Here is a 25794-nt window from a genome sequence, read left to right on the forward strand (position 1 = left end):
GTCAGAGTCCGGCGGCATCCATTCGCTTGATCAGGGACGGGCGCCGGGCGTTGCGGCGGCGTACGTCAGCGAGGTAGTCGTCGGCGATCTCGGGGCGTCCGGCGGCGCGGGCCGCGGCGCGTAGTTTCGTCATCCTTCGCACGGCGCCGGGGTAGGCGCGGGTGTTCGCCTCGATGAGGCGGTCGTCGATGAGCTGCGCCATGACGGGGAGCACGGCCACGGGGTCGATCTTGCTATATCGGCCGACGAGGTCGTCCCACTGCGATGCGTGGAGAGACTTGCTGTTCGCGGATGCTCGGAGCGCTTCGGTCCATGCGCGCGCGACGTCGTCGGCATCTATCAGGTACGCGATCAGCTCCCAGGGGCGTTCGTGCATCCGCTCGATCGCGTGCTCGCGGATCGCCGGCCAATTCTGTCCTGAGGCTGCCTGCCATGCTTCCGCGTTGCTCGCTGTGGGCCATCGTTCGAACACCTCCGAAGCTGCGTCCGCGGCATCCACTCCGGTTTCGATCGCCAGCGCCGCCCAGAGCTCGCCGCACACCTGCTGTTGGTGCGCTCCGCCGGGGAGGGTCATGCCCTCGTGTGCGATGACAGTCGCGCGGTCGAGCAGCTCGGCCTCACGTAGCGCTCTGGCGGCGGCGGCGTGCAGGTGTGCGCGCGGCATGTCTCCGCCGTGGGTGCGGACGATCGCCTCCTCGTCACCGTGCAGGACGGCGAGGCGTTGCAGGTTGTAGAGGACGGCGTGGCGGGCGTGCCACTCGCCACCGACTGGCTGCGTAGCACCTGGCACACTTTGCTAGACCTTGACGCCCGCATCGCCAGCGGCACTGCTACCGGGCACCTCCGCAGCGCCACCGCGGACGACGGACTGCGCGAAGCGCGCGCGCACCTCGCCGATAGATATCGGGCTCGAAGCGAAGAGATTCCCGACCTCGTCCGAGCATACGAGCAGGCCCAGTCCCTGCGGGCGGCCGACACCGAACGTCGCATCCGCGCGGCGCTCACGCCGACGTCCTACCGAACGGATCCGGCCCCGCCGGTCGGCGCAGGGTTTGTGTCGACGACGTCGGTCCGCCGCTGAACGGCGCCCCGCGCGATACGGATTCCGAGCTCGGGCGACAGTCGCGGGGATGCCTATTTCGACAACGCCGGCCAGGATCTTCTCGCCGGCTCCCTGCTCGCCGCGGATTTGGAAGAACTGCCGATGACCCGAGTTCACCTGGACCACCACGCCGGGCGCTGACGAGCCGGTGCGCGTTCTCCGTCGACATGGGTGCGACCAGATGTTCGACGCGGTGTCGGGACAGGTCAACGGCGAGTCCCGCCGGCGCGACAGCGTGTACGGCACGGCCGGGCAGATGGCGTCGTGTCTGAAGGTTCGCGCGATCGCCGAATGGATGACCCCGCACGGCCGTGCCGAGGATCTGCGACCCCAGTTCGCCCCGCACTCGTTCGTCCGGAGCACGGACACGCTGTAGAGCTCTTCAAAGAGGGACGCGGCACCGCCGGGCCGCTGGTCATCGCACGGACCGCGCAACCGTAGAAGCCGACGAGGAGTACGCCATCACGCAACCCGGAGGCCGGCTACAGACGCCCATGCTGGGCTTCCTGGACGAGGCCGCGAACGTGTGCCGCTGGCACGACCCCCCCGGACCTATACGGCCAGCACGGCTCCCGCGGGAGCTTAAGACGATCCTGCAATCCTGGTCGCAGGGCGTGCAGGTTGTGCATCCGTGAGGGGATGCGGAAGCTGGGGAGCGCGTCGAACGTCGCAGTCTACGGCGGGGGAGTGAAGGGGCCGGGGTTCCTCGGCGAGCTGTCCCAGATGATCGGCGACTACGATCGGCGCACCACGTCGACCAGCGTGGGACGCTGTCCGCGCCTCGAAGTACTGTGGCGGATCTGGGAACACCTGCGCCGAGATCCGGCGACCGGTGCGAGCACCTGGTGCGCGACCACGCTGATCACCACATGACGATCCTGCTCAGCCCTGACGGGGCCTTCGCGCTCCAAAGACACGTGCGAACTCGGAGAGCGCTGCCTTACATCGAGCCGCCTGCGGGGTGGTTCCCCGACATGCGCAACTGACAGGGACTGGGCGAACTTGCTGATAGGTCCAACGCACGCCCCGCCTCCACAAGCGAAGCGGGCCCATGTGATGGTCATCAGAACTCTCGAGGAATCTCAACAGGAACACAGACGTGGTCAGGCGGCGGCTGGCCTCGCATGGTCTGGGCGACCGAGGTAAAGCAGGGATAGATGCTCCGCCCCGGCGACAGTCCGACAACAGTCCCACTGCGGAAGCGTACCGTTGACGTGTCACTGCTAACTTGTCCCGTATCCGACGATCGAAGCGCGGAGCATCCATATGAAGCCAACGTTTGACGTACGTTCCGCGCCCGAGCGGCAGAACATCATCCTCGATGTCGTGCGGCGCGACGGTCGCGCAGGGGTGCGTGAGATCGCCGGTGCGCTCGCCGTGACCGCCGAGACGGTCCGCAAGGATCTCGACGCGCTTCAGAGCCAGGGGCTCATCCGCCGTGTGCACGGTGGCGCGCTCGCGCTCGAAAGCCTCTCGTTTGAGCCCGGCTTGCAGACGCGTACTTCGCTTCAGTCGGAGAAGACGGCGATCGCCACGGCTGCGCTGAGCATGCTCGCGGCCGAGAGCGTCGTACTCGTCGAGGCCGGCACCACCACGTATCGCATGGTTGAACTGGCGCCGCCGGATCTGCGCGTGACGGTTGTCACCAACTCCCTCCCGATCGGTATGCTGCTAAGCAGCCGCCCGGCATGCACCGTTGTCATGATCGGCGGACGACTGCGTCCGGTGACGATGGGCACCGTGGATGCGCTTGCAGTTCGAGCGCTCAGCGACCTCTCCGTCGACGTCGCCTTTCTCGGGACAAATGCGGTCAGCGTCGAGCGCGGCCTCACGACCCCCGACTTCGCCGAAGCGGAAACCAAACGCGCCATGCTCCGCTCCGCGCGTCGCTCGGTCGTGCTCGCCGACCACAGCAAAATCGGCTCGGTCTCACTTTGCAAGTATGGCGACCTGAGCGACATCGACACGCTAATCACCGACAGCGGCACCGCTCCTGACCAGATCAGCGCGCTTGAGGGCGCGGTCGAGCGCGTGGTGGTCGCGACTCCCTAACTCTCGGATTCTGTTTTTCCATTTGCTTTTCTGTCCATATTCTGCTTTAGAATCGACTGGCCTGACCGGCCCGTCGCTCTGACGCCGGGGCCACACCCAAAGCAGCGAAAGGCGATTCAGCAGATGGAAGATGTCGCGGTAGTAGGGCTCGGTGCCGTCGGCAGCATGGCGCTGTGGCGGCTCGCGTCGCGGGGAGCGAACGTGGTGGGGTTCGAGCGTTTCGGGGCGGCGCACGCGCGCGGGTCCTCGCACGGCGAGACCCGGATGAACAAGATCATTGGCGACCAGCCTCTGCCCTACAAGCCACTGGCCGCACGAGCCGAGGAACTGTGGCGGGTGCTTGAGCAGGAGTCTGGCGATGACCTCGTCGTCGAGAGTGGCGGGCTGGTCATCGGGCTCAGGGACGGACCCTACGTCACACGTGCTCGTGCGCTTGCGGACGCGCACGCCATGCCGTACGAAGAGATCGAAGCCGCCGAGGTGCGGCGGCGGTTCCCCGCTCATGCTGTGGATGACGGCGAGGTCGCCCTTGTCGATCCGCATGCCGGCTACCTGCTGGTTGAGGAGGCGATCCGGGCGGCGATCGGGCGCGCCGAAGCCCTGGGCGCGCGTACGCACTTCGACACCCCGGTGACGCTGGTCCGTGATGAGGGACCCGAAGGCGTGGTGCTGCGCGTCGACGGGACGCACCGCCGCTTCCGGCGGGTCATCGTCAGCGCGGGAGCGTGGATACCGCAGGAGCTCCCCGATTCCGTCCCGGTGGATCCGGTGCGGATCAGCGCGACGTGGTTCGCCCCGACGGAGCGCGGGGTGCCCCTCGACGCATCGCGCTTCCCGGTGTTCATGCGCGAGCTCCCCGACGGCCGCATCGGCTGGGGCTTCCCGCAGGTGAGCGATCGGGGAGTGAAGATCGGGCTGCACGGACGTTACGGGATCCCGGTAACGGACGCGACCGAGAACGGACGTCCGACGACGTCCGACGAGGTGGCGGCGATCACCGACTATGTCCGGTCTGGCTTTCCAGGGCTCAACCCGGAGCCCTCCGTCGCGGTGCCGTGCATGGTCACTTGGGCGCCCGACGAACGGTTCGTGATCGGGACACCGCCGGACTGGCCGAACGTCGTCGTACTTTCGGCCTGCTCCGGGCACGGTTTCAAGTATGCGCCGGCCTCGGGCGAACTCGGCGCGCAGCTCGCGCTCGGTGAGCAACCCTTCGCCGACATCACAGCGTTCGAGCTGGGCCGCTTCGCCGTCGCCGAGGGGGTGGGCGCATGAGCATCTCGCTCGACCAGATGACCGGCACCAACTTTCTCTACCAACGCTTCACATTCGGTCGGTTCCTCGACGATATGGAGGCGCTCGGCCGCCGCCGGCTCGAGCTGTGGGGCATCGCACCCGACCTCTACGTGCCCGCGCTCGAGGACGGCGACGTGCAGCGGATGCGCTGGCGGATTGAGGACCGCGGCATGTCCGTCCACTGCTTCACCCCGGAGCAGATCATGTATCCGGTCAACTTGGCATCAGAAGCCGGGTGGGAGCGTCGCGGCGGGATCGCGACGTACCGTCGCGCGGCCGAGGTCGCTGCCGGCCTTGGAGCGGAATTCCTCTTCCTGGTGCCGGGAACCGGTCGAGAGGACCTCTCCCGCGAGGAGGCGTGGGACCGCTCGCGCAACGGCCTCGAGGAGATCTCCGAATATGCCGCGACGCTCGGCGTACGGTGCCTGCTCGAGCCGCTCCAGCGCCGGGAGTCCAACCTCGTGAACAACTCGAGCGATCTGAACGCGATGCTGAACGACGTGGCGAGCGACAACCTGTTCGCGGTCATTGACACGGTCGCCATGGCGATGTCGAGTGAGACGATCGCGGACTGTTTCCGCGTGTTGGGCGACCGCGTCCGGCACGTCCACCTCGTCGACGGTGCGCCCAGCGGGCACATGCCGTGGGGACGTGGGAAGCTGCCCCTCGCGCAGTACCTCGCCGAACTGGACGAGGCCGGCTACGACGGAATGATGACGCAGGAGTTGTTTGGTTCGCTCGACGCGCTTGATCCGCTGCCGGCCCACCGCGAGAGCCTGGACTACATCGCGGCGCGAATCGGCGAGATGGCGTCACGTTGAGTGCGAGCACCCGCGTGAGGACGATCGTCATCGGTGCGGGGTACGCCGGTCTCGCGGCCGCGATCCGCCTGCACGCCGCGGGCCGCGACGTCACCGTGCTCGAGGCCCGCGACCGGGTGGGCGGGCGCGCGTGGTCGCATGAGCTTCCGGACGGCACGGTCGTCGAACGCGGCGGGGAGTACATCTTCCCGAGCGAGCACACCGTCCGCGCGCTCGCGGCCGAGTTCCGGATCCCGGTCGTGTCGCACGGCGTGACCTACGAGCGACGCAGCCTTCGCGGGCGGCGGATCTCATGGAGCGAGCTGCTGGATGCCGAGCACCGGGTGCGCGAGTCGGCTGAGATGCTCTCCGCCCGCGGCGTGAACGCCAGCGTACGGGACGCGTTCGCGGCGGCGCTCGGACCGGGGTTCGAGGCGCATCCGCTCTTCCGCCGATTCGGAACGTCAGTCGCGGCGGACACGGCCGGCGTCAGCGCGCACGCACTCGCGCTCGGGGGGGAGGCGCTGATCGACGATGCAGGCCGGCTGCGCGGCGGCAATCAGTCGCTGGCGATCGCGATGGCGGGTCGGCTCGGCGACGCGGTGCGGCTGGGCGAGCCGGTCGTGGCCGCCCGCCTCGCGCCGGACGTAGTCACCGTCGTAACGGCGCACGGGAGGCGGGTCGAGGGCGACGAGCTGGTCATCGCCGTCCCGCTTCCGCTGATCGAGGAGCTCGGTCTCGAGTTCGCCCTGCCCGGACCCATCGTCGACGCCCTCGCCGCCCGTGGGATGGGCGATGCGACGAAATGCTCGGTGCCGCTCGGGGGTGACGTCGCCGATCCGGCCGTGCAGTCCCCGTTCGAGTTCGCGTGGACCTGGCAGTCCCGTGACGAGTCCGGCGAGTCGCGCGTGCCGGTCCTCACCGGGTTCGCGGGTGGTCGCTCGGCGCGCGTGTACGCGGACGCCGGGGGCGGGGCGCGATGGCTCGACGACGTGCGGGGGCTGCGGCCGGACCTCGTCGTCCGGGGGGAGCCACTGGTCACGGCGTGGAGCGAGGATGATTGGGCCCGTGGCGCGTACAGCCACGCCCGCGTGGGCTGGGACCCGCGCGATGTCCACGCTTTCGACGAGCTCATCGCGGGGCGGGTGACGTTCGCCGGTGAGCACATCTCCACGACGGCGAACCTCGACGGTGCCGCCGCATCAGGCCTCGCAGCAGCCGAGCGCCTCCTGCGCGCCGGGCGGGCGGCGGATCCCGGCTGATAGCCTCGACGGATGCCTCGCCACGCTCCTACCCTCGTCGAGGTTGCGCGCGCAGCGGGAGTGTCGACGGCGACGGCTGCCCGGGCACTCGGCAACTACGGACGGGTGAAGGAGTCGACCCGCGAGGCGGTGAAGCGAGCGGCCGAGAGCCTCAACTACCGCCCGAACGAGCTTGCCCGTAGCATGATCACGGGCAGGACCCAGTCCATCGGCGTGATCTGCGCCGATGTCTACGACCCGTTCTTCGCCGCCGTCGTCCGCGGGATCACCGATGTCGCCCGCGGGCGGGGATACACGGTCCTGATCACTAACAGCGACGAGAACTGGCACACCGAGGTGGAGTCGTTCGGCAGTCTCCAGAGCAGCCGAGTAGACGGCGTCATCATGGCCCCGTCCGACCCGGATCGCGTTGATCATCTGCGGGCGTGGGTGGCTGAGGAGCGCCCCCTCGTGATGGTCGACCGTGCGAGCTCGCGACTGGAGACCGACGCGGTCGTCGTCGACGGCCCGACCGCCGTCGAGGCCGCGGTCTCGCGATTGTTCGACGATGGGCACGAGCGGATCGCGATCGTCGGCGAGTTCTCGCCGCAGAGCGCGGTGGAACGCCTCTTCGCCGCACTGGCTCAGGGTGACGAGGCCGTTCACCCCTTCGACCTCTCGCCGAGCATCAGCCGGCTCACCGGCTATGTGCGTGCCCATCGAGCGCACGGATTCCCGATCGACCCTGCTCTCGTGGTCCGCAGCGGCGCGTACACGGTAGAGGCCGCCCAGATCGCGACGAGTGTGCTCCTGAGATCCGACCCGCCGACGGCGATCGTGACGACCGACAACTCGATGTCACTCGGTGCCTACCGCGCGATCCGCGCCGCGGGGCTGAGGGTGCCCGAGGACGTGTCGTTCATCGGCTTCGACAACCAGGACTGGACCGAGTTCGCGTCATCCGGCATCTCGGTGATCGACCAGCCTGCATACGCGATGGGGCAGGAGGCGGCCCGGATGCTGCTCAGCCGCATTGATGGCAACAGCGAGCCGCCTCGGATCGTGACGATGCCCGCCGCGTTCATCGAGCGCGGTTCGGTTGCCGCGGTCCGCTGAGCCACTCCAACCGCTGAGCCGACCCGTCCGCCGAGCCTCCGTCCCCTCCCGTCCACGGTGCTCGCGATGGTGCTCGGCGTGTCGATCCGGCCCCATCCGTACGGCTGAAGAATCTCGGTTCGGGCAGTCGGTTGACGTTGCGGGGTCGGTCTGTTACGTTCAGTGGCGGTGAGAGAACGTTCTCACAAATCGCCGCCGGAAAGGTTTGTAATGACCAAGCTCCTCTCGTCACTTCGCCCCATCGAGGCAGACCTCGTCCCGACGCTCGAGGGAGCCGTGGGCCAGCGCGGCCTCACGGAGCGGATCGCGCGGGACGTGACCGAGCGGAACATCTCGCGGATCCTGTTCGTGGGCATGGGCGGCTCGTGGGCCTCCTCGGTGCCGGTGGCGCTCCAGCTGCAGATGTCGCGTCTCCCCGTCCCGACCTACAACCTGAACGCGGCCGAGTTCACGGCGCTGTACGCCGACGGCGTCGGACCAAGCGACCTCGTGGTCGCGGCATCCCACTCTGGCGGCACGCCCGAGACGGTCCGCGCCGCTGAGCTCGCCAAGGAGCGCGGCGCACTCGTCGTCTCGCTCGCGATCACCGCCGACAACGCGCTCGCCGCCGCCGCGGATCACTCGCTCGTCTACGGCAGCGACCGCAGCATCACCAGCGCCAAGTACGTGCTGCTCACCGAGCTCGCGTATTCGATCCTCGCGGCCGCCGGCATATCCGACGACCTCGAGGCCGGACGCGCGGCGCTGGACCGTATCCCCGGCGCTACGCTGACGGCGACGCAGGGCATCGAGGAACATCTCGCCGAGATCGCGGCCGCGTACGGCTTCGCCGACAACGTCTTCGTCCTCGCCTCGGGCAACCTCACGGGCCTCGCCTACCTGCTCTCGGTCTGCTACCTGGTCGAGATGCAGTGGAAGAAGTCGACGCATTTCACCGCGGGCGACTTCTTCCACGGACCGTTCGAGCTCGCGCAGGACAATCAGCCGTACATCCTGTTCGCCGGTGCCGATGGCACACGCGCGCACGCCGACCGCACGATCTTGTTCCTCGACCGCTACAACGCGAACTACCGGGTGCTGGATGTCGAGCAGCTCGACCTGCCCGGGATCGAGCCCGCGCATCGGGCGCTGGTGCAGCACATCCCCATGGCGTCGATCACCATGCGCCTCGCCGACCACTTCGAGTCGGTCACGGGCCACAACCTCGACGAGCGCCGTTACATGCATCAGGTCGCATACTGATGGCCCTCCTTATGTGCGCGATCGGGGACAACGTCCTCGATCGCTACCCGGAGGAAGGACTGGCGTTCCCCGGCGGCAGCGCAACGAATGCCGCTGTGTTCGCCAGCCGCCTCGGGGTCGAGTCGGCCTATATCGGCATCCTCGGCTCGGACGCGAGCGCCGACTTCGTGCGGTCCTCGTTGCTGGACGAGGGGGTAGATGTCTCCCGTACACGACGTCAGGACGCTCCGAACCCGACGACCGATGTCGTCGTCGAACCGGACGGCAACCGCCGGTTCACCGGGTACGTGCCGCCGGTGGAGACCCTCGACCTGACCGACGAGGACCTCGCCTTCCTCGCCGGCATGGACTGGATACACACAGGCCACACCAGCTACATCGACCACGAGCTTTCCCGGCTTCATGGTCTCGCTCCCATCTCGTTCGACTTCTCCAAGCGGGAGATGGACTACGCCGCCCCGCTCCTGCGATACGTCGAGGTCGCAACGTTCTCCCGGGACGACCTTCCCTACCACGACTGCGTGGAGCTCCTGGAGGCGGCACGCGCAGCGGGAGCCCAGTTCTCTGTCGTCACGCGCGGCGCCGAAGGCGCGCTCGCCCTGTCGGAGGACGGACTGTTCGAACAGCCGGCGGCGCCTGTCGCCGTCGTTGACACGATCGGCGCCGGTGACGCCTTTCAGACCTGCCTGATGGCACAGCTGCGTGCCGGAGCAGACGTGCCGGCCGCCCTCGCCGCGGCCAGCCGATTCGCTGGGCGGACGTGCCGATACCGCGGGTCTTTCGGTCACGAGCGGGCCCTCTCGGAGTTCGAGCCGACACCGACAAACGTTGCTTGACAGTCAGTGTTTACGCGTGTTTATCTTTATTTCGATTGTTTTACCCGGAAACCGCCGCAACGTGGTATCCGACCCGTGCGTGACCGGAACCCGCCGGCGCGTTGTACCGAGTGAGGAGCAGCAATGGATTCCCGCATGAAGAAGAGGATGGCCGCAACCGGCCTGGCGCTCGTGACGGCCGTGGCACTGGCCGGCTGCGCGTCAAACGCCGGAGGAGAGGCGGGCGAAGACCTCGACCTCGCGCCTGCCGTGGCCGGCGAGATCGAGTCGGGCGCGCTCGACGGGATCACCCTGGTGTACGCCGGCAACGGTGGCATCGCACAGGAGGGTCTGGAGAAGGCGGTCTGGGAGCCCTTCTCGGAGGAGTCGGGCGCCATCGTCGAGCAGGATGCCTTCGAGCTGTCGAAGCTCCGGGCGATGGTGGACTCGGGCAACGTCGACTGGAACATGGTCGTGTCATCGTCGATCGAGGTCGAGCGCTTCTGCGGTGACCTCTACGAGGAGATCGACCCCGACAAGGTCGACCTCTCGCAGGTGCCTGAGGGCACGCTCGCCGGTGACTGCATGGTCCCGAACATCTTCTACGGCTACACCGTCGCGTACAACGAGGACGTCTATGGTGACAACGCCCCGCAGACGGCGGCCGACTTCTTCGACACCGAGAAGTTCCCCGGCAAGCGCGGTGTCCCGGTGACCCCCTGGATGGAAGCTCCTGCCGTCGAGTTCGCCATGCTTGCCAACGGCGCTGACTTCGACGCCCTCACCCCGGAGGACTTCACCGCGGGTCTCGAGGCGTACTCGAGCCTCGGCGATGACCTCATCCCCTGGACGAGTGGCGCGCAGTCGCAGCAGCAGCTCGAGAGCGGCGAGGTCGACATGGCGCTCGTGTGGAGCGGCCGCGGGTACGGCGCGGCGAACGCCGGCGCGCCGATCGTCCCGATGTGGGGAGACTGGGTGCTCGCCATCGATGGCATCGCGGTGCCGAAAGGCTCGGCGAATCTCGACGCGACCTTCGCAGCGATCAACTACATGCTCGGTGCCGACCAGCAGGCCGCCCAGAGCGAGCAGACCTCGTACGCGCCGGTCAACGTCAACTCCGAGCCGACGGTCTCCGAGCCGCTGACCGACTGGCTCGTGACGAGCCACCTCGACACGGGGCACGCCGTCTCCATCGACTACTGGGTCGAGAACTGGGACGCGTTCTCCGACGAGTGGACCGAGTGGGTCGCCGGGAGCTGACATCCAGTGACTGCAACGGTGAACCAGAGCGATACCGAGCGCATCCAGCTCGGCGCTGACGCAGGTTCCCCGCGTGGAGGGGAGAGGTGGCGCGAGACCGCGCGTCACCTCTCCCTGACCGCTCCTGCGTTCCTCCTCATCACGCTGTTCTTCGCGTTTCCGATCATCGTCGTGATCGTGGTCAGCGTGACCGACCCGGTGCCGGGTCTGCAGAACTACGCCTGGGTCTTCACCTCGCCGCTCGCTCTGCGGTCCGCGCTGACGACAGTCGTTATCTCCCTGTCGGTGACGCTGATCTGCCTGCTGCTGGCATACCCCTACGCCCACCTGATGACGATCGTGTCGGAGCGCACCCGCGCCGTCATGACGCTGCTCGTGATGGTGCCGCTGTGGACGAGCATCCTCGTCCGCACGCTGGCCTGGGTCGTCCTGCTCCAGGACACCGGGCCCGTCAACGCGTTCTTCGAGACCGTGGGCATCGGCCATGTTCAGCTGATCCGCACCCCGCTCGGGGTCGCGATCGGCATGGCGCAGGTACTGCTGCCGTTCATGGTCATGCCGCTGTACTCCTCGATCTCCCGCATCGAACCGCGGCTCGTCCCGGCCGCGCAGAGCCTCGGGGCGCGCCCGGTGGTGGCGTTCTTCAAAGTGTTCCTGCCCCTGTCGAAGCCCGGGATCTTCTCTGGTTCGATCACCGTCTTCATCCTCGCGCTCGGCTTCTACATCATCCCCTCGCTGCTGGGATCGCCCCAGGATCCGATGTTCCCGTCGCTCATTCAGCTTCAGGTCAGCGGCTTCCTCGAGTGGGGTCGCGGCACCGCCCTCGGCGTCTGCCTGCTCGCCGCCGCGCTGCTCGCCCTGTTCCTCGTCACAAAGCTCACCAAGAGCGGCTTCACCGTCCCGGGGGCGCAAAACCGATGAGACTCAAGATCGTCCTCACCGTCTTCGCGGTTGTGCTCGTCGCATGGCTGATCCTGCCGACCCTCGTGCTGGTGCCCATCTCGTTCAGCGAGAAGGCGTCCTTCAACTTCCCCGCGCAGGGGTTCTCGTTCCAGTGGTACGAGAACTTCTTCACGGACCGCTCGTGGATCCGCTCCACCGTGCTCTCGATCCAGATCGGCCTCACCGTGACGGTCATCTCAGTGGTGCTGGGCACGCTCGCGGCGTTCGGCCTGTCGAAGGTCAAGATCCGCGGGCGATCCCTCATCGAGAACTACCTGCTCACGCCGATGATGGTTCCCGGCGTGGTGCTGGCGATCGGCCTCTACTCGGTCTTCCTTCAGTACGGGCTCCTCGGCACCTTCCCCGGCTTCGTCCTGGCCCACACCGCGCTTGCGCTGCCGCTCGTCATCCTCAACGTCGGGACCAGCATCCAGGGTCTCGACTCCCGACTCGAACTCGCCGCCGCAAGTCTCGGGGCCGATCGGGTCACGACGTTCTTCCGTGTCACGCTGCCGCTCATCGCGCCTGGCGTGGTCGCGGGCGCCGTATTCGCGTTCGTGACCTCGTTCGACGAGGTCATCGTCTCGCTGTTCATCCAGTCGCCGGGCCTGCAGACCCTGCCCGTAAAGATCTACCGGAGCGTCACGCAGGACACCGATCCGACGGTGGCAGCGGTCGCCGTGCTGGTCACTGTGCTGTCCGTGGTCATCATCGGAACCGCGCAAACGCTGTCGCGAAGCAAGAGAAAGGCTCGCTCATGAGCACCACCTCGACAACCGCCGCTTCCGCACCCGTCGCGGCGACAGACCGAGTCCCGCCGAGTCGCGGCATCACCCTCCTCGGCCTCGAGAAGAAGTACGGATCGACTGCGGTCGTAAAGTCCATCGATCTCGAGATCCGTCCGGGAGAGTTCATGACGTTTCTCGGGCCGAGCGGCTCGGGCAAGACGACGACGCTGAACATGATCGCGGGCTTCACCTCCATCTCCAGCGGGCGGCTGGAGATCGGCGGGCGGTCGGTCGCGGCCGTCCCGCCCCACAAGCGCGATATCGGCATGGTCTTTCAGAGCTACGCACTCTTCCCGCACATGAACGTCTTCGCCAACGTCGAGTTCCCGCTGCGCCGCCGCCGGCTGCCGAAGGCGCAGCGGGCGACGATGGTGCGGGACGCCCTCGAGATGGTGCGGATGGGCGAATTCGCGGATCGCCTCCCCTCCGAGCTGTCCGGGGGTCAGCAGCAGCGCATCGCGCTCGCGCGAGCCCTCGTCTATCAGCCGCAGGTGCTCCTCATGGACGAGCCCCTCGGTGCGCTCGACAAGAAGCTGCGTGACTGGCTCCAGTCCGAGATCAAGCGCATTCACCAGGAGGTGGGGTCGACCTTCGTCTATGTCACGCACGATCAGGAGGAGGCCCTCTCGCTCTCCGACCGGATCGCCGTCTTCAACAACGGTGTGATCGAGCAGGTCGGCACGGGCGAGGAGCTCTACGAGCGCCCGAGCACGCTTTTCGTCGGCACTTTCCTCGGTGAGTCGACCGTGTTCCACGGGGCGATCACGTCCCGCGTCGGGGAAGAGGTCGAGCTGACATCGGGTTCGGCGCGGATCCGCGCGCGCGGAAGCGTTGACGGGGGTGCCGCAGCGATCCTCGTCCGGCCCGAGAACCTGCGGCTCACCGCCGGCGGTCCCGATACGGCGACCAGCGGGGGAGAGCGCGTCCGCGTCACGGTCCTCACCGAGACGTACCTCGGGACGGCATGGCGTCATACGGTCCGGCTGCCCGACGGAACGACCGGTCTCGTGCGCGGACCACGGTCGGCGTCGACTCCCGGCGTAGGCGACCAAGCGTGGCTCGAGTGGGACATCTCCGACGCCGTGCTGCTTCCCACCGACTGACCCACCCGCGAAACGGACCAAACCATGGCACTTGCCCCCCAGCAGATCACCGGAACGAACTTCGTCTATCAGAACTTCGCATTCGAGCGGTTCCTCGACGACATGGTGGAGCTCGACCGTCGTCGCATCGAGTTGTGGGGCATCGCGCCCCATTTCCACATCCCGGAGGCCACCGCGGAGGACGTGCGTCGTATTCGCGGGCAGCTGCGCGAGCGGGACCAGCGGCTGTACTGCCTGACGCCCGAACAGGTCATGTACCCGGTGAACCTCGCATCCGGGATCGATTGGCTGCGCGCCTCGAGCGTGCGGATGTTCCGCCGCGCGGCCGAGCTTTGCGCCGAACTCGACGGCGAGGTCCTCTTCCTCACGCCCGGGCGCGGACGCGAGGACGAGGAGGTCGCCGAGGCGTGGAAGCGCAGCATCGACGGTCTCCACGAGGTCGCCGACTACGCCGCGACGCTCGGCGTGCGGTGCGTCGTGGAGTCCCTGCAGCGCAGCGAGTCGAACCTGGTCTACGACCTGGCATCACTCTCGGCTCTGGATCGCGACGTCAGCCACCCCAACCTGACGATCGCCCTCGACACGGTCGCCATGGCGGCGGGTGGCGACACGGTCGAGGGCTATTACGAGGCGTTCGGCGATCGCATTACGCACGTCCACCTCGTCGACGGGGCGCCGTCGGGCCACCGGGCGTGGGGCGACGGCGATCTTCCGCTCGGGCATTACCTGAGCGTGCTCGACGCCCACGGATACACCGGGATGATGTCGTTCGAGATCTTCGGCGCGGCCTACTCGCGCGAGCCTCTCGCCGCGCATCGGCAGTGCCAGGACGCCGTGATCACAGCGATGTCGGCTCGCTGACGACCATATTCCGGCAGTTTGCGTCGAGTTGACGAGCTTTGGTTTCTTATGTTTTGCTTGTTTTACATTTGAACCAAAGGTATTCACCGTGACGAGCACTAACATCCCGCCAAATCCCCGCCGCTGGCCGACGGGCGCACGTGACCCCCTCATGATCGTGGGGCCAAACCCCGCGATGGACCGGCTCGAGGTGATCGGTCAGCTCGAACCCGGGTCTGTCCATCGGGTGCGGCGCGTGCACGCCCGAGCCGGCGGCAAGTCGTTCATCGTGGGGCGAAGCGCCCGTGTTCTCGGCGCTGACGTCGAGATGTTCGGCTTCCTCGGCGGCGCTGCCGGCGAGCTCGCCCGGACCGAGTGCCGGGAGCTCGGGATCGACGACCGTCACACGTCCATCGCCGCGGACACGCGGATCACCGCGGTCATCGTCGAGTCGAAGACCGGTCGGTCCACCGTGTTCAACGAGCCCGGCCCGCCGCTGACCGACGACGAGAGGCAGACCTTCTGGGATGCCGTGAGCGAGCGGCTGGGGGCGGAGCGCATCGTCGCGTGCACGGGCAGCCTGCCGCCCGACCTGCCGGCGGACTCCTACGGACGGATCGTGGCGGCGGCGAACGCGGCCGGTGCGTACTCGGCGATCGACGCGAGCGGCAAAGTCCTGCGCGCCGCGGTCACCGCGACACCGTGGCTCGTGAAGTGCAACGGGCAGGAATTCCGCGCCGCGATCGGCGACGGCGCGTCAGGCGATCCGGATGTCCCCGATCTCGTCGGCCATGTCGCCGCGCTGATCTCGGGCGGCGTCTCGATCGTCGTCGTCACGATGGGGCCGAAGGACTTCCTCGCGGCGACCGCGGACGGCATGTGGTCGGTGACCGCGCCGGGCGTGGACGTGGTCAACGCGACCGGCTCCGGCGACACCTTCTTCGCGGCGTTTCTGGCCACCGCGAGCCAGGGTGGGAGCTTCGCGGACTCGCTCGCCGCTGCGGCCGCCGGCGGCGCCGTGAACGCGTCGCAGCTCGAGCCGGGACTACAGCCCGGGGCCGAGCTGGCGGCCCTCGCCGCGCAGGTGCGCTTCTCGGCGCTCGAGGTCTCCGCAGCCGAGGTGCGCTCGTGACGCTGTACCTCGGCGTCGATGTCGGGTCCACCCGCACCAAGCTCGTCGTGTGGGACGCCGAGGCCGACGTCCTCGTGAGCGGTGCGTCGGTGCGGACTCCCGTCGTACCGGGCCCCGTCGAACGCCGCGACCACGCCGCGGTCTGGGATGCGCTCGGGGCGATGGCACGGACGCTGCCCGACGAGTTGCGTCGAGGCATTCGGGCGGTGTCGGTCGCGTCGATCGGCGAGGAGATCGCGCTGCTGGGGGACGACGGTCGATCGGTCGGCCCGACCCCGTGCTGGTACGCACTGGATCGCGCTGACGACGCTCGCAGCGGTGAGCAGCTGAGCCGCGAGCATCTGGCCTTCCTTCGGCGAAACGACCCGGGACTGGTCGCGCGGGCCGTGGGGTTCACCGATGTGGGGAGCCACATCGCGATGCGCCTGGCGGGTCTGGCCGCCGAACTCTCGGTGATGGATCGGTCGCACGCCTCGAGGACCGGTTTCATCGCGCCAACGGGCGAGTGGGATGCCGCTGCCGTCGCCGAGAACCGCGTCGAGGAGGTCGGTCGCCTCCCTCGGCTCGTGGAATCGGGCGAACCGCTCGGTCCGATCTCGCCCGCTGCTGCGGCGTCCTGGGGCCTGCCGCACGACATCGTCGTGCACGCCGGCGGTCACGACCATTTCTGCGGTGCGCTGGCCGCGGGCGCCGCCGAGCCCGGCGACGTCTTCGTCTCGGTCGGCACGTCCGAGTCGGTGCTGCAGTTGGTGGACCGTGAGGCTGTCGCCGCATGGCCGGCTGATGGGCTGGAGCGGGGATTCTTCGTCACGCCGGGCCTGGGCTACCTGCATGGATCACGCCGATCAGGCCGGCGGATCGCCGGCCTGCTCACCCGGCACGGCCTGGCGAGCCTCGACCCGCTATACCTTGAGCTGGACGATCCAGCCGGCAGCCGACGCAGTCACGCGGCGAGCGAGCTCGAAGACGAGCTCCATCGCCAGGCCGACGCATCCGCCGCTCTCATCGCACGACAGGCGGAGGCCTCGGGCATCGCGACACGGAAGGTGGTGATCGGCGGGCTGCCCGCCACTCAGCCCGCGTGGCGGAGGATACGGCGCGAGGCCCTCTCCGTCCCCGTCTCCTTCGCTTCGGAGACCGAGCTGTCCGGAAAGGGCGCGGCGATGCTCGCGGCGCCGGAAAGGAGCCGACGATGACCCTCTCGACGACACGGCAGCTCATCGAGGCAGCGCAGCGATCCGGCACGGCGGTCGCCGCGTTCAACGTCATCCAGCTGGAGCACGCTCAGGGCATCGTCGCGGGCGCGGAGCAGGCCGGCGATGCGGTGATCCTGCAGCTCAGCGAGAACACGGTCGCCTACCACGGCGGCCCGCGCGCGATCGCCAAGGGGATGCGTGCGGTCGCCGAGTCGGCGGGGGTTCCCGTCGCGCTGCACCTCGACCACCTCACGCAGACCGACCTGTGCCGCCGGACGGCGGACCTGGGATTCAGCTCGTTCATGATCGACGCGGCTGCCCTGCCCTACGAACGGAACGTCGCCGTCACCTCGGATGCCGCGGCCTTCGCCCGCGGTGAAGGGCTGTGGGTCGAGGCCGAACTGGGCGAGGTGGGCGGCAAGGGGGCTCATCAGACGGGCGCGCGCACCTCGGCGTCCGAGGCCGCTGCGTTCGTCGCGGACACCGGCGTCGACGGGCTCGCGGTCGCGATCGGCTCGACGCACGCCATGCATGACAGATCGGCGACCCTCGACCTAGAACTCCTGCGGCGGATCGATGAAGCCGTCCCCGTGCCTCTCGTGCTGCACGGCTCGTCGGGTGTGCGCCCCGACGACCTCCTCGCCGCGACACGTAACGGCATCGTCAAGGTCAACGTCGGGACCCAGCTCAATATCGCATTCACCGACGGCGTCCGGCGCGCGCTCGCAGATGCGCCGGGTCGATCCGACCCGCGACTGTACCTCGGTGCCGGCCGTACGGCCCTCGCCGCCCGGGTCGCCGGTACTCTCGGCGAGCTACGACCGGATGCGCGCGACGAATCGCGCGCCTGCTCCGACCTCTAGACCCACCAACGGAAGGACAGCGCCATGCGCACCATCCCCCTCGGCCCGACCGGCCGGCTCGTGCCCAACGTCGTCCTCGGCGTTATGCGGATCGCGGGCAAGACCGACGACGAGATCCGCACGCTCGTCGCCAGCGCGCGCGACGCGGGCATCGACTTCTTCGACCACGCCGACGTGTACGGCGGGCGCCTGCACGAATGCGAGGAGCGGTTCGCCGGGGCGCTGCGCCTCTCTCCCTCGGAGCGGGACTCCGTCGTGCTGCAGACCAAGACGGGCATCGTCCCGTCCGGTCCGTACTTCGACTTCTCCTACGAGCACATCGTCGCGTCCGTCCACCGGTCGCTTCGTGCGCTGCAGACCGACTACCTCGACGTCCTGATGCTGCATCGACCAGACGCGCTGGTGGAGCCCGACGAGGTCGCCCGGGCCTTCGACGAGCTGGAAGGCGCCGGCAAGGTCAGGGCATTCGGCGTCTCGAACCACACCCCGCGCCAGATCGATCTGCTTCGCGCATCCGTGCGACAGCCGATCGTCGCGAATCAGCTGCAACTGTCGATCACCCACGCCCCGGTGATCGCTCAGGGCATCGCCGCGAACATGGTCGGCGTCGACCAGTCGATCGACCTGGACGGCGGCGGCGTCGTCGACTACTGCCGCCTGAACGACATCACGATCCAGGCGTGGTCTCCGTTCCAGGCGGGGTTCTTCACCGGCGTCTTCCTCGGGTCGCCGGAGTATGCCGAGCTCAACGCGGTGATCGACCGGCTCGCCGCCCAATACGACGTCCCGTCGATTGCCATCGCGACGGCGTGGATCACCCGTCACCCCGCGGTCATCCAGGTGGTGCTCGGGACGACGACCCCTGAGCGGGTCGCCGACGCGGCTCGCGGCTCGGACATCCCGTTGACGCGCGCAGAGTGGTATGAGCTCTTCCGTGCGGCGGGTCACCGGGTGCCGTGAGGCCCGGCAGGTGGAATGACTATCGATCTGATCTCGGAGCTTCTTAACCTCGATCCACCGATGAGCCTTCGGCGGGTGGCGTCGGCGTGATGGGCGCGGTGTGATCGGCTGCGGGCAGGGGTGAGTTCCGGGCGTCTCATCCCGGTTGTCCACTTCGTTCTCGGTCGTGCCGCTGGTGGCGGCGGTGGTCAGCTGGCCGCGGCCGGTGGTGGTGGTGCGTGCGTCGCGGTGAAGAGTCGGTCGAACGCGGTCTGCCAGGGCCAGGCGTCCGGCAGGTGCAGGATGATGCGGCGCGCCGTCCGTGCCAGTCGTGCCGGCACTGAGATGAGGGTGCGGCGGATCGTCGCGGTCGTTGCCCGGGCGAGCCGCCCGCCTCGGTCGGCGATGAGTCCAGCGGGGCGATTGAGGTTGAATGCGATCACGGCGAGGACGAGCCATGCGCTGTTCGCGGTGAACACTCCCGAGGGCAGGTGAGCGAGCGGGCCCGCCTTCAGGTCGGCGTGAACTTGCTCGATGATCGCGTGCCCGCGGTGGGCCTTGTCCGCCGCGACGGTTCCCATTGTCTGCTTGTCGGTGGTGGTGAAGAACGCGTGGTGCCGGTAGCTGTCGAACAAGGTCGGCTGCTCGACCTGCTTGGGGTTCAGGTCTGGGATCCGTCGGACCACCAGTCGTCCTTCAACCCGTTCGGCGATCTTCCGGGAACGGAACGCGACGAAGGGCACCTCGGCGACCTCGGCCTTCGAGATCCGCCGGCCCGTGACCTCGTCACGGATCGCGTTCGGGTACTCGATCGTCTCCCACCCGTTCTCGGGGATCGTCGCGATCGCCGTCTTCACCGCGGGGTCCATCCGAACGGTGACGGACACGTCCGCGCCGGCCTTGATCGCGGTGCCGATGGTGGCGTGGCCGTAGAACGCGGAGTCCGCCCGCAGCAACGGCCGAACACTGCTGCCCAGGTCCATGCGGCGAAGCGTGGCGAGGGTGTCGGCGACGATCCTGGCCGCGCCTTTCGGGGAACCGGTCTTCCCCTGCCGCAACCGCTGGGCGAGGATCACCGGCGCTGAGGTCGTCGTCGACGCTGTCGCGACGAGGGCGTTGAGGCCGCGGACGCCGGAGTACCCGAACGACGCTCCCTGCTTCTGGTATCCGTGGACCTCGATGATCGTGTCGTCCACGTCGACCATCACCCGCTCACCGTCCCGGATCTGCAGCAGCGGCGCGGCCGATGCGAGGTTCACCAGCGTCCGTGAGGCGACGGCATCGAGCTGGCGGACGTGCCCGAACCGGAACTCCCGCAGGAACGAGCCCAGCGTCGACGGTGCATACGTCCGATCGAACAACCGGCCCATCCCGCCATGACGCAGCAGATTCATGTCGTCGATCGAGTCCGCGCCAGCGAGCATCCCCGCGACCAGCGCCATCACCTTGCCGCCGGCGTTCGCACCCTTGTCCGTCGGGACGCTCAATCGCGACTGCGCGAGCTCATCAAGCCCCGCAGAACGGGCAAGACGGAGCATCGGGACCAGCCCCGCGACCGACACGAGATTCGGATCATCGAACACAGCCGACACGGCAACGGGAGCATGCTTGAAGTGCACCTACGAGATGCCTCTCCGACTCGGGAAATAGGACCCTAGACAAGCTCTATTCTTCCTGGTCAGAGGGGCATTTCTGCGTTACGACGCCAACTCAGCAAGCCTCCCCATCGGTGGATCGAGGCTAAATGGGTATCGGCGACGATGCCTGCGGCGACGACGATCGTGTGTTCGCCGATGCTGACGTCCTCGGCATGGATACACACCGTGTCTTCTGCCTCAGGCAGGCCGCCGCTCCAATTGGCTTCATCAGCCCAGTTGCCGCCGCTGCTCGCGCCAACCCACGTAGTGGTGCACGCGGGTGGTTCGGGGGCAGCAGCATCCGCAACGTTCTCGGCGACAGATCGCTGGATCTCGTCCGCCATCCCGCCGACCGCTGGTGCCGTTGAGGCCGCGGCCGGGGCAGCCGCGAATGACGAAGCCGGCGCCAGTGGGGCGACGAGTGCGGCGACAAGTGTGATCGCCACGGGTGCGGCGGCGCGAGCACGACGGGGGCGACGGAACATGAGCTGTACCTTTCCTGCATCGGCGCGTGCGCGATGCCTCGCCATGCTCGCCGTCGGCGCTGTCGCGAATCTTTCCCCCGTGAGGTCGGCGTGTAAGCCGAGCGAAAGCTCGGACACGAAGCCGGCGCGGCGGTCAAGTCCCGCCACGGGACTTGACCCAACGGAATGACACCACGCCACGGGACTTGACCCGTGACGATGCACGACAGGGGCTGGGACCCGTGGGTGAGGACGATCCTCCCGGAGGAGGTGCCTTCGATTCGGGACGACCTCTGTGAGATCGACGAGGACCAGGTGCGAACGTGGGCGAGCACTTGGCGAAGTCGGCACGGAGCCGACGATGACGACGAGCTCCGCTACGTCCTCGACTACCTCACGCGGGCACAGGAATTCGTCGAGTCGCTCGCGACAGACGGTCGCGGGATGGTCTACCTCATCGGGTGACTCAGCCCGAGCTATCCGCTGCCGCCGCGTCAACGGATGTGGGCGTGTCCCTTCAGAATGGACGCGTGCCCGCCGTCGCCCAGGTTCTCGAGCTCGCCCAGCTTGCGGAGCGCGATGCGGCGTGGAAGCTGCTTCGAGCCGACAGCGCACCCGTGGTCGCCGGTCTTCTCGGCACCCACCTGGGCGGAGACGAACGCCGAGTCGACGCTGAGGAGCTGTACGAGCGGATCGATGCCGACCTCGAGCGGCTCCGCGCGCAGGGGCTGATCTTGCCGCTGACTGCGAAGGGGTACTGCGGGGAGTGGCGATCGGCAGGCTTCCTGGTGCGTCGGCCGTCATCGGAAGCGCGGGGTGAGACGCTCGAGCTTTCCCCGGATGCGATCGCCGGGATCCGCTTCTTGCAGGGGCGTGCCGCCCCGCGTTCGAGTGTGACCGAGTCTCGGCTTGCGAGTCTTGCGGCGCAGGTCCGTCGCCTCGCGATCGACACCGATCCTGACGTGTCAGCGCGCATCGCGCTGCTCGAGGAAGAGATCGAGTCGATCGAGCGGCGGATCGAGAGCCTGCGTTCCGGTGACGAGTCCGCGATCGATGAAGACCGGGCGCTCGAGCGCGTTCGCGACGTGCTGGCGCAGGCGGCGGACGTGCCGGACGACTTTGCTCGGGTGCGTGCTGAGTTCGAGATGCTGAATGCATCGCTGCGGGCGAAGATCGTCGAGTCCGATGTCTCTCAGGCGGCCGTCGTCGACGAAGTCTTTCGCGGAATCGACCACATCTCCGAATCGGATGCAGGCCGCAGTTTCGCTGCTTTCTCCCAGCTCGTCCTTGACCCTGCACTCGGTGCGGCGTTCGAGGCCGACATCCGCCGCATCCTCGACCGCGGATTCGCTCGCGACCTCACCTCGGATGAGCGCCGGGCACTGCGCGCCTTCCTCACAACGCTCAAGGGGCGAAGCGCGGAGATCCACGACGTCATCACATTGTTCGCCCGGGCGCTCCGCCGCTACGTGCAGTCGCAGGACTACCAGCGCGACCGGGTCCTGAGAACTCTTCTGCGAGAGGCTCAGCACGCGGGGGTGGAAGCCGCCGCGCATACGCGTCCGTGGCATCCGACGTCTCTCACGCTGGACCTCTCTGCTGTCGCGCTGTCGAGCGTCGGGGGGATCGACCTTCACGATCCCGCCGAATTCGCCGCCACCGAAGAGATAATCACGCAGACGACATCCCTCGCGAGCCTCGAGGAGCTACGGGCGATCGCTCGCGAAACCGAGATCGACTTCGACGAACTCACCCGGAACGTCAACGACCTGCTCGCCGAGGTGCCCTCGCGCACCGTCGCAGATGTCCTTGCTCGATACCCCGCGACGCAGGGGGTCGGCAGCGTGATCGGACTTCTCTCGATCGCCGCCGAGCAGGGCACCGTTGACGATGATCCCGAGGTACTCGCTTGGCAGGGCGCCGACGGAGTTCCGCGTGCGGCGATTGTGGCCGCGCACCGATTCACAGGAGCGGTGGTATGACCGAATCGACCACGGCGGATGTCGCCCCCGACGAGCACACTGGCCTCTGGCGTGGCGACGCCGGCGAGCTCCCTGATCGCACGCGGCGGGTCTTGCTGCGTCGGGTGCGTGGCCCGTATCTTTCCGGCGCGCGCGAGGCGCAGCTGTGGGCGGTGCTGCTCACCGACGAGGCTGTCCTCCGCTCCCGGCTTGCCGACCTGTTCCTCGAATTGGTCATCGATCGTGACAACGAGTTCGCCTTCGTCCGCAACGCTCCGTCCGAGGACGCCCCGAAGGCAGCGCGGTCTGAGGCGTTGACGTTCCTCGACACCGCAATGCTGCTTGTCTTGCGCCAGACGCTGCTGAGCGAGGAGGGTCGCGGTCGGGTGATCGTCGGGCAGGCGGAGGTGTTCGAGCAGCTCGAGGCGAGGACGTTCGGGATGTCGCGAGCCAAAGACATCCGTCCAGGATGCCACCGCGCGATCCTCATCCGCGATCTGCCCGGATGGCGGCCGCTTCTCTCAAGTGGCACGCGCAGGCAGGCGCGAGTAAGGCGGCCGGAATGTGCCGGACCCCTGAGGAGCAACACCGATCCGCCCAGGTCGGCGCTCGAGGCGCTGGGAGACCATCTGGTCGGGCGATCGGACATGGCGCAGGGTTACCTTCGTGGCGGCGGCCTTGAAGACGTCATCGATGAGGCCGGTCTGGTGGACGACGCCGATGGCCGCCTTGTCATCTATCGGCTGAAAGCGGACGATCAATCCTGGCCGACCGGTCACGTGGCGCCGCGTGCGCTCGTCGCGGTGACTGCGCCCGCTCGGGCACCGCGCGTGTCCACACGGTCGGAGTCCGCACGCTCGAGGACCTGAGGCGGAGATGGCTGACGCGCAACACCTGATCAGGATCTCGACGCAAAAGTCGAGCGATGTCGCCCTCCCTGCGACTGTGTCGACGGCGCGTGCTACTCTAATCGCAACAAACGCAATCTCCTGCGTTCACGTGTATTGGGGGGATTCCCGTGGCTCGCGCTGCCGTTATTGAAGAAACGTACCTCCCTAGTAGGGGCGACCAGCTCGCTCCTGTGCTGGACTTCCTCACCGCTCACGAGGCCGCCGGTCGAGCTCTTCCCGAACCGCGGTACTTCCTCGCGGGCGCACGCCCCGGAGACCAGGTGGAGCTTCCGGAAGAGGTCTACCTCGCGCTCCGCAAGATCGTGGACGCGATGCAGAGCGGGCTGGCGGTGTCCGTCGTGCCGCAGGCGACACGGCTCACCACCCAGCAGGCGGCGGATCTGCTGAACGTGAGCCGCCCGACAGTCGTGAAGCTGCTCGACGAAGGTGAGATCCCGTTCGAGAAGGCCGGCACGCACCGCCGCGTCATCCTCGCGGATCTCCTCGCGTACCGGGAGCGACGCCGCGCTCGCCAGTACGACATGCTCGCCGCCACGCGCGACACCCTCGACGAAGACAACATCGAGCAGACGCTCGAGGACCTCAAAGCGGCCCGGAAGGCAGTCGCAGCGAAGCGGGCCGTCCGAGCCTGAGATCGTCGCCTGACAGGATTGCGCTATGTTCACGGCCACTCTCGACACGAGCGTGCTGTGGCCGAGCCTGCAGCGCGACTTCCTTCTTTCCCTCGCCATCGAGGGCACCTACCGACCCACATGGAGTTCGGCGATTCTCGACGAACTCCAGTTCCACGAGGAAGCCAAGCTTGTGAAGCGTGGGATGCCTGTAGCGGAGGCTGCCCGCCGCGCCGCGACCCTCATTGCCGCGATGCGCCGAGAGTTCGCCGACGCAGAAGTTGATGGGTGGCAACCGCTCGAGGGTACTTTCGGGCTGCCCGATCCCGACGACGAGCATGTGCTCGCTGCGGCTGTCACCGCGGGAGCCGGCGCGATCGTCACCGAGAATCTCAAGGACTTCCCCGCCGACCGGATTCCGCCGGGCATCCAGGTGCTCAGCGCCAGGGAGTTCGCGAAGAACACTGTCGCGCTCAACCCGCGGCTCGCGCTCGCCGCGGTGCACGAGATCGCGAGCCGGTCTGGCCGCTACGGCGCGACGCTTGCCGTCGGCGAGATTCTCGAGACTCTGCGAGACAGGTACGGAATGATCGAAGCCGTCGACATGATGACTGAAGCCGAGTCGGCGTAGGCTCAGATCGCGCGTTGAAGGCGGCCCGCGGCCACAGCAACGCCCGTCGATCACTGCCACGTTTCTGCCACGAATCGAACCGAACTGACCTGATCGAAGCGGATGCCGGCGAGGTCAGAACCCGCAGGATCACGCGGTTTCAGTTGACCTCGATTACCAACGGCGCGATTTCAAATCCCTCCGTCTCCGCTCTCAAGTCTCAGCTCGAAACCCGCGGAATTCCGCGGATTTCCTGCTTGTCGGGCGAGGTGTCGAAAGTGCTTCTGCCACGTTTCTGCCACGAAACGTCACCGATGTCCTGAGACATGACAGTCGGCGCGACAGAGGCGACGGTTTCGGGGCCGGCCTTCCGGAACGTGGTTCCCCAACCCACTCGTTCAGTTGTGGCTGCTAGACCCAACGTGTATCGGTGGTGAAGGCGAGATTCACGCTAGATCCATTGAGGATCGCTCCGCGCATGTCCGCGCCGTTGAGCTTGGTCCCCTTCAAATCCACTGTGCTGAGATTTGCTCTACGCATGTCGGCCTTGGTGAGGTTGGCCCCTCCGAGTCGCGCCTTGGTGAAGTCTGCGCCCTGGAGGTTGGTGTGACTAAGGTCTGCGTCGCGAAGGTCGCAGCCAGCGAAGTTGAGGGTTGCCCCGTCGAGCACTGCCTTGGTGAGTCGGGCGCCGTAGAAGCCGTAAGACTGCTCTCGCGAGAGTGACGTGCCTTCGAAGTGCGCTCCGCTCAAGTTTGCGCCCTCGAGGTTGGCCCCTCCGAGTCGCGCCTTGGTGAAGTCTGCGCCCTGGAGGTTGGTGTGACTAAGGTCTGCGTCGCGAAGGTCGCAGCCAGCGAAGTTGAGGGTTGCCCCGTC

Annotated in this window: 26 protein-coding genes; 22 read left to right on the plus strand and 4 right to left on the minus strand. The window is 67.7% G+C overall.

The window, feature by feature from the left end; translation table 11 throughout:
- Nucleotide 1: 1 nt before the first annotated feature.
- On the minus strand, nt 2–790 hold the full coding sequence (locus tag WFI52_RS10675) for a hypothetical protein (protein WP_336626329.1): 789 nt from the start codon (nt 788–790) through the stop codon (nt 2–4).
- Between the two features lie 493 nt (nt 791–1283).
- Between WFI52_RS10675 and WFI52_RS10680 the strand changes: the two genes are divergently transcribed.
- The 17 genes from WFI52_RS10680 (at nt 1284) to WFI52_RS10760 (ending at nt 18748) form a co-directional block, all read left to right on the plus strand.
- Complete coding sequence (locus WFI52_RS10680; protein ID WP_336626328.1) at nt 1284–1478, plus strand: hypothetical protein; 195 nt, start codon at nt 1284–1286, stop codon at nt 1476–1478.
- A gap of 890 nt (nt 1479–2368) precedes the next feature.
- Nucleotides 2369–3154: a DeoR/GlpR family DNA-binding transcription regulator gene (locus WFI52_RS10685; protein WP_336626327.1), complete on the plus strand. Its 786-nt coding sequence runs from the start codon at nt 2369–2371 to the stop codon at nt 3152–3154.
- Between the two features lie 123 nt (nt 3155–3277).
- On the plus strand, nt 3278–4429 hold the full coding sequence (gene solA, locus WFI52_RS10690) for an N-methyl-L-tryptophan oxidase (protein WP_336626326.1): 1152 nt from the start codon (nt 3278–3280) through the stop codon (nt 4427–4429).
- A complete protein-coding gene (locus tag WFI52_RS10695) occupies nt 4426–5271 on the plus strand; it encodes a sugar phosphate isomerase/epimerase family protein (protein ID WP_336626325.1) in 846 nt (281 codons plus the stop codon). Before solA ends, WFI52_RS10695 begins: the two co-directional genes overlap by 4 nt.
- Before the next feature lie 14 nt (nt 5272–5285).
- Nucleotides 5286–6512 carry a flavin monoamine oxidase family protein gene (locus WFI52_RS10700; protein ID WP_336626324.1) on the plus strand — a complete coding sequence of 409 codons (1227 nt, stop codon included), beginning with the start codon at nt 5286–5288 and terminating at the stop codon, nt 6510–6512.
- A gap of 12 nt (nt 6513–6524) precedes the next feature.
- Nucleotides 6525–7607: a LacI family DNA-binding transcriptional regulator gene (locus tag WFI52_RS10705; protein WP_336626323.1), complete on the plus strand. Its 1083-nt coding sequence runs from the start codon at nt 6525–6527 to the stop codon at nt 7605–7607.
- Nucleotides 7608–7817: 210 nt separating this feature from the next.
- The gene (locus WFI52_RS10710; protein WP_336626322.1) at nt 7818–8849 is read left to right on the plus strand and encodes an SIS domain-containing protein; all 1032 of its coding nucleotides are present in this window, start codon (nt 7818–7820) and stop codon (nt 8847–8849) included.
- Entirely contained in the window at nt 8849–9685 is an 837-nt protein-coding gene (locus tag WFI52_RS10715; RefSeq protein ID WP_336626321.1) for a PfkB family carbohydrate kinase, read from the plus strand. The genes WFI52_RS10710 and WFI52_RS10715 overlap by 1 nt, the downstream gene beginning before the upstream one ends.
- Nucleotides 9686–9820: 135 nt before the next feature.
- Nucleotides 9821–10924: an extracellular solute-binding protein gene (locus WFI52_RS10720; RefSeq protein WP_336626320.1), complete on the plus strand. Its 1104-nt coding sequence runs from the start codon at nt 9821–9823 to the stop codon at nt 10922–10924.
- An 18-nt stretch (nt 10925–10942) separates the two neighbouring features.
- Entirely contained in the window at nt 10943–11845 is a 903-nt protein-coding gene (locus tag WFI52_RS10725; RefSeq protein ID WP_336626319.1) for an ABC transporter permease, read from the plus strand.
- On the plus strand, nt 11842–12627 hold the full coding sequence (locus WFI52_RS10730; protein WP_336626318.1) for an ABC transporter permease: 786 nt from the start codon (nt 11842–11844) through the stop codon (nt 12625–12627). Before WFI52_RS10725 ends, WFI52_RS10730 begins: the two co-directional genes overlap by 4 nt.
- Nucleotides 12624–13757, plus strand: coding sequence for an ABC transporter ATP-binding protein (locus WFI52_RS10735; RefSeq protein WP_336626317.1), 1134 nt, complete (start codon nt 12624–12626; stop codon nt 13755–13757). Before WFI52_RS10730 ends, WFI52_RS10735 begins: the two co-directional genes overlap by 4 nt.
- A 24-nt stretch (nt 13758–13781) precedes the next feature.
- Nucleotides 13782–14618: a sugar phosphate isomerase/epimerase family protein gene (locus WFI52_RS10740; protein ID WP_336626316.1), complete on the plus strand. Its 837-nt coding sequence runs from the start codon at nt 13782–13784 to the stop codon at nt 14616–14618.
- Between the two features lie 88 nt (nt 14619–14706).
- Nucleotides 14707–15729, plus strand: coding sequence for a 1-phosphofructokinase family hexose kinase (locus WFI52_RS10745; RefSeq protein ID WP_336626315.1), 1023 nt, complete (start codon nt 14707–14709; stop codon nt 15727–15729).
- A complete protein-coding gene (locus WFI52_RS10750) occupies nt 15726–16925 on the plus strand; it encodes an FGGY family carbohydrate kinase (RefSeq protein ID WP_336626314.1) in 1200 nt (399 codons plus the stop codon). The genes WFI52_RS10745 and WFI52_RS10750 overlap by 4 nt, the downstream gene beginning before the upstream one ends.
- Nucleotides 16922–17788: a class II fructose-bisphosphate aldolase gene (locus WFI52_RS10755; RefSeq protein ID WP_336626313.1), complete on the plus strand. Its 867-nt coding sequence runs from the start codon at nt 16922–16924 to the stop codon at nt 17786–17788. Before WFI52_RS10750 ends, WFI52_RS10755 begins: the two co-directional genes overlap by 4 nt.
- A 24-nt stretch (nt 17789–17812) precedes the next feature.
- Nucleotides 17813–18748 carry an aldo/keto reductase gene (locus WFI52_RS10760; protein WP_336626312.1) on the plus strand — a complete coding sequence of 312 codons (936 nt, stop codon included), beginning with the start codon at nt 17813–17815 and terminating at the stop codon, nt 18746–18748.
- A 188-nt stretch (nt 18749–18936) separates the two neighbouring features.
- Here WFI52_RS10760 and WFI52_RS10765 read toward each other — a convergent pair whose 3' ends face one another.
- Both WFI52_RS10765 and WFI52_RS10770 read right to left on the minus strand, forming a co-directional pair.
- Nucleotides 18937–20346 (minus strand): IS1380 family transposase, encoded by a 1410-nt coding sequence (locus tag WFI52_RS10765; protein WP_336626311.1) that lies wholly within the window; start codon nt 20344–20346, stop codon nt 18937–18939.
- 59 nt (nt 20347–20405) lie between these two features.
- Entirely contained in the window at nt 20406–20708 is a 303-nt protein-coding gene (locus WFI52_RS10770; RefSeq protein ID WP_336626310.1) for a hypothetical protein, read from the minus strand.
- 333 nt (nt 20709–21041) lie between these two features.
- Here WFI52_RS10770 and WFI52_RS10775 point away from each other — a divergent pair, with 333 nt between their 5' ends.
- The 5 genes from WFI52_RS10775 to WFI52_RS10795 all read left to right on the plus strand — a co-directional run bounded on the left by WFI52_RS10775 (nt 21042) and on the right by WFI52_RS10795 (nt 24942).
- Nucleotides 21042–21293 (plus strand): hypothetical protein, encoded by a 252-nt coding sequence (locus tag WFI52_RS10775; protein ID WP_336637412.1) that lies wholly within the window; start codon nt 21042–21044, stop codon nt 21291–21293.
- Between the two features lie 65 nt (nt 21294–21358).
- The gene (locus WFI52_RS10780; protein WP_336626308.1) at nt 21359–22810 is read left to right on the plus strand and encodes a DUF3375 domain-containing protein; all 1452 of its coding nucleotides are present in this window, start codon (nt 21359–21361) and stop codon (nt 22808–22810) included.
- Entirely contained in the window at nt 22807–23658 is an 852-nt protein-coding gene (locus WFI52_RS10785; protein WP_336626307.1) for a DUF4194 domain-containing protein, read from the plus strand. Before WFI52_RS10780 ends, WFI52_RS10785 begins: the two co-directional genes overlap by 4 nt.
- A gap of 212 nt (nt 23659–23870) precedes the next feature.
- Nucleotides 23871–24332, plus strand: a complete 462-nt coding sequence (locus WFI52_RS10790; RefSeq protein ID WP_281653554.1) for a helix-turn-helix domain-containing protein — start codon at nt 23871–23873, stop codon at nt 24330–24332.
- Between the two features lie 25 nt (nt 24333–24357).
- Entirely contained in the window at nt 24358–24942 is a 585-nt protein-coding gene (locus WFI52_RS10795) for a PIN domain-containing protein (protein WP_336626306.1), read from the plus strand.
- A 390-nt stretch (nt 24943–25332) separates the two neighbouring features.
- On the opposite strand, the gene WFI52_RS10800 is transcribed toward WFI52_RS10795, so the two are convergent.
- On the minus strand, nt 25333–25794 hold a 462-nt coding region (locus WFI52_RS10800; protein ID WP_336626305.1), incomplete at its 5' end, for a pentapeptide repeat-containing protein.

This window comes from Microbacterium sp. MMO-20, from assembly GCF_037147735.1.
In the GTDB taxonomy this organism is placed as follows: Bacteria; Actinomycetota; Actinomycetes; order Actinomycetales; family Microbacteriaceae; genus Microbacterium.

Excerpts from the sequence above, each read along its gene's own strand:
- WFI52_RS10680 (WP_336626328.1), top strand. The coding sequence starts at position 1,284 with ATGTTCGACGCGGTGTCGGGACAGGTCAACGGCGAGTCCCGCCGGCGC.
- WFI52_RS10685 (WP_336626327.1), top strand. The coding sequence starts at position 2,369 with ATGAAGCCAACGTTTGACGTACGTTCCGCGCCCGAGCGGCAGAACATC.
- solA (WP_336626326.1), top strand. The coding sequence starts at position 3,278 with ATGGAAGATGTCGCGGTAGTAGGGCTCGGTGCCGTCGGCAGCATGGCG.
- WFI52_RS10695 (WP_336626325.1), top strand. The coding sequence starts at position 4,426 with ATGAGCATCTCGCTCGACCAGATGACCGGCACCAACTTTCTCTACCAA.
- WFI52_RS10705 (WP_336626323.1), top strand. The coding sequence starts at position 6,525 with ATGCCTCGCCACGCTCCTACCCTCGTCGAGGTTGCGCGCGCAGCGGGA.
- WFI52_RS10710 (WP_336626322.1), top strand. The coding sequence starts at position 7,818 with ATGACCAAGCTCCTCTCGTCACTTCGCCCCATCGAGGCAGACCTCGTC.
- WFI52_RS10715 (WP_336626321.1), top strand. The coding sequence starts at position 8,849 with ATGGCCCTCCTTATGTGCGCGATCGGGGACAACGTCCTCGATCGCTAC.
- WFI52_RS10720 (WP_336626320.1), top strand. The coding sequence starts at position 9,821 with ATGAAGAAGAGGATGGCCGCAACCGGCCTGGCGCTCGTGACGGCCGTG.
- WFI52_RS10730 (WP_336626318.1), top strand. The coding sequence starts at position 11,842 with ATGAGACTCAAGATCGTCCTCACCGTCTTCGCGGTTGTGCTCGTCGCA.
- WFI52_RS10735 (WP_336626317.1), top strand. The coding sequence starts at position 12,624 with ATGAGCACCACCTCGACAACCGCCGCTTCCGCACCCGTCGCGGCGACA.
- WFI52_RS10740 (WP_336626316.1), top strand. The coding sequence starts at position 13,782 with ATGGCACTTGCCCCCCAGCAGATCACCGGAACGAACTTCGTCTATCAG.
- WFI52_RS10755 (WP_336626313.1), top strand. The coding sequence starts at position 16,922 with ATGACCCTCTCGACGACACGGCAGCTCATCGAGGCAGCGCAGCGATCC.
- WFI52_RS10760 (WP_336626312.1), top strand. The coding sequence starts at position 17,813 with ATGCGCACCATCCCCCTCGGCCCGACCGGCCGGCTCGTGCCCAACGTC.
- WFI52_RS10770 (WP_336626310.1), bottom strand. The coding sequence starts at position 20,708 with ATGGCGGACGAGATCCAGCGATCTGTCGCCGAGAACGTTGCGGATGCT.
- WFI52_RS10785 (WP_336626307.1), top strand. The coding sequence starts at position 22,807 with ATGACCGAATCGACCACGGCGGATGTCGCCCCCGACGAGCACACTGGC.
- WFI52_RS10795 (WP_336626306.1), top strand. The coding sequence starts at position 24,358 with ATGTTCACGGCCACTCTCGACACGAGCGTGCTGTGGCCGAGCCTGCAG.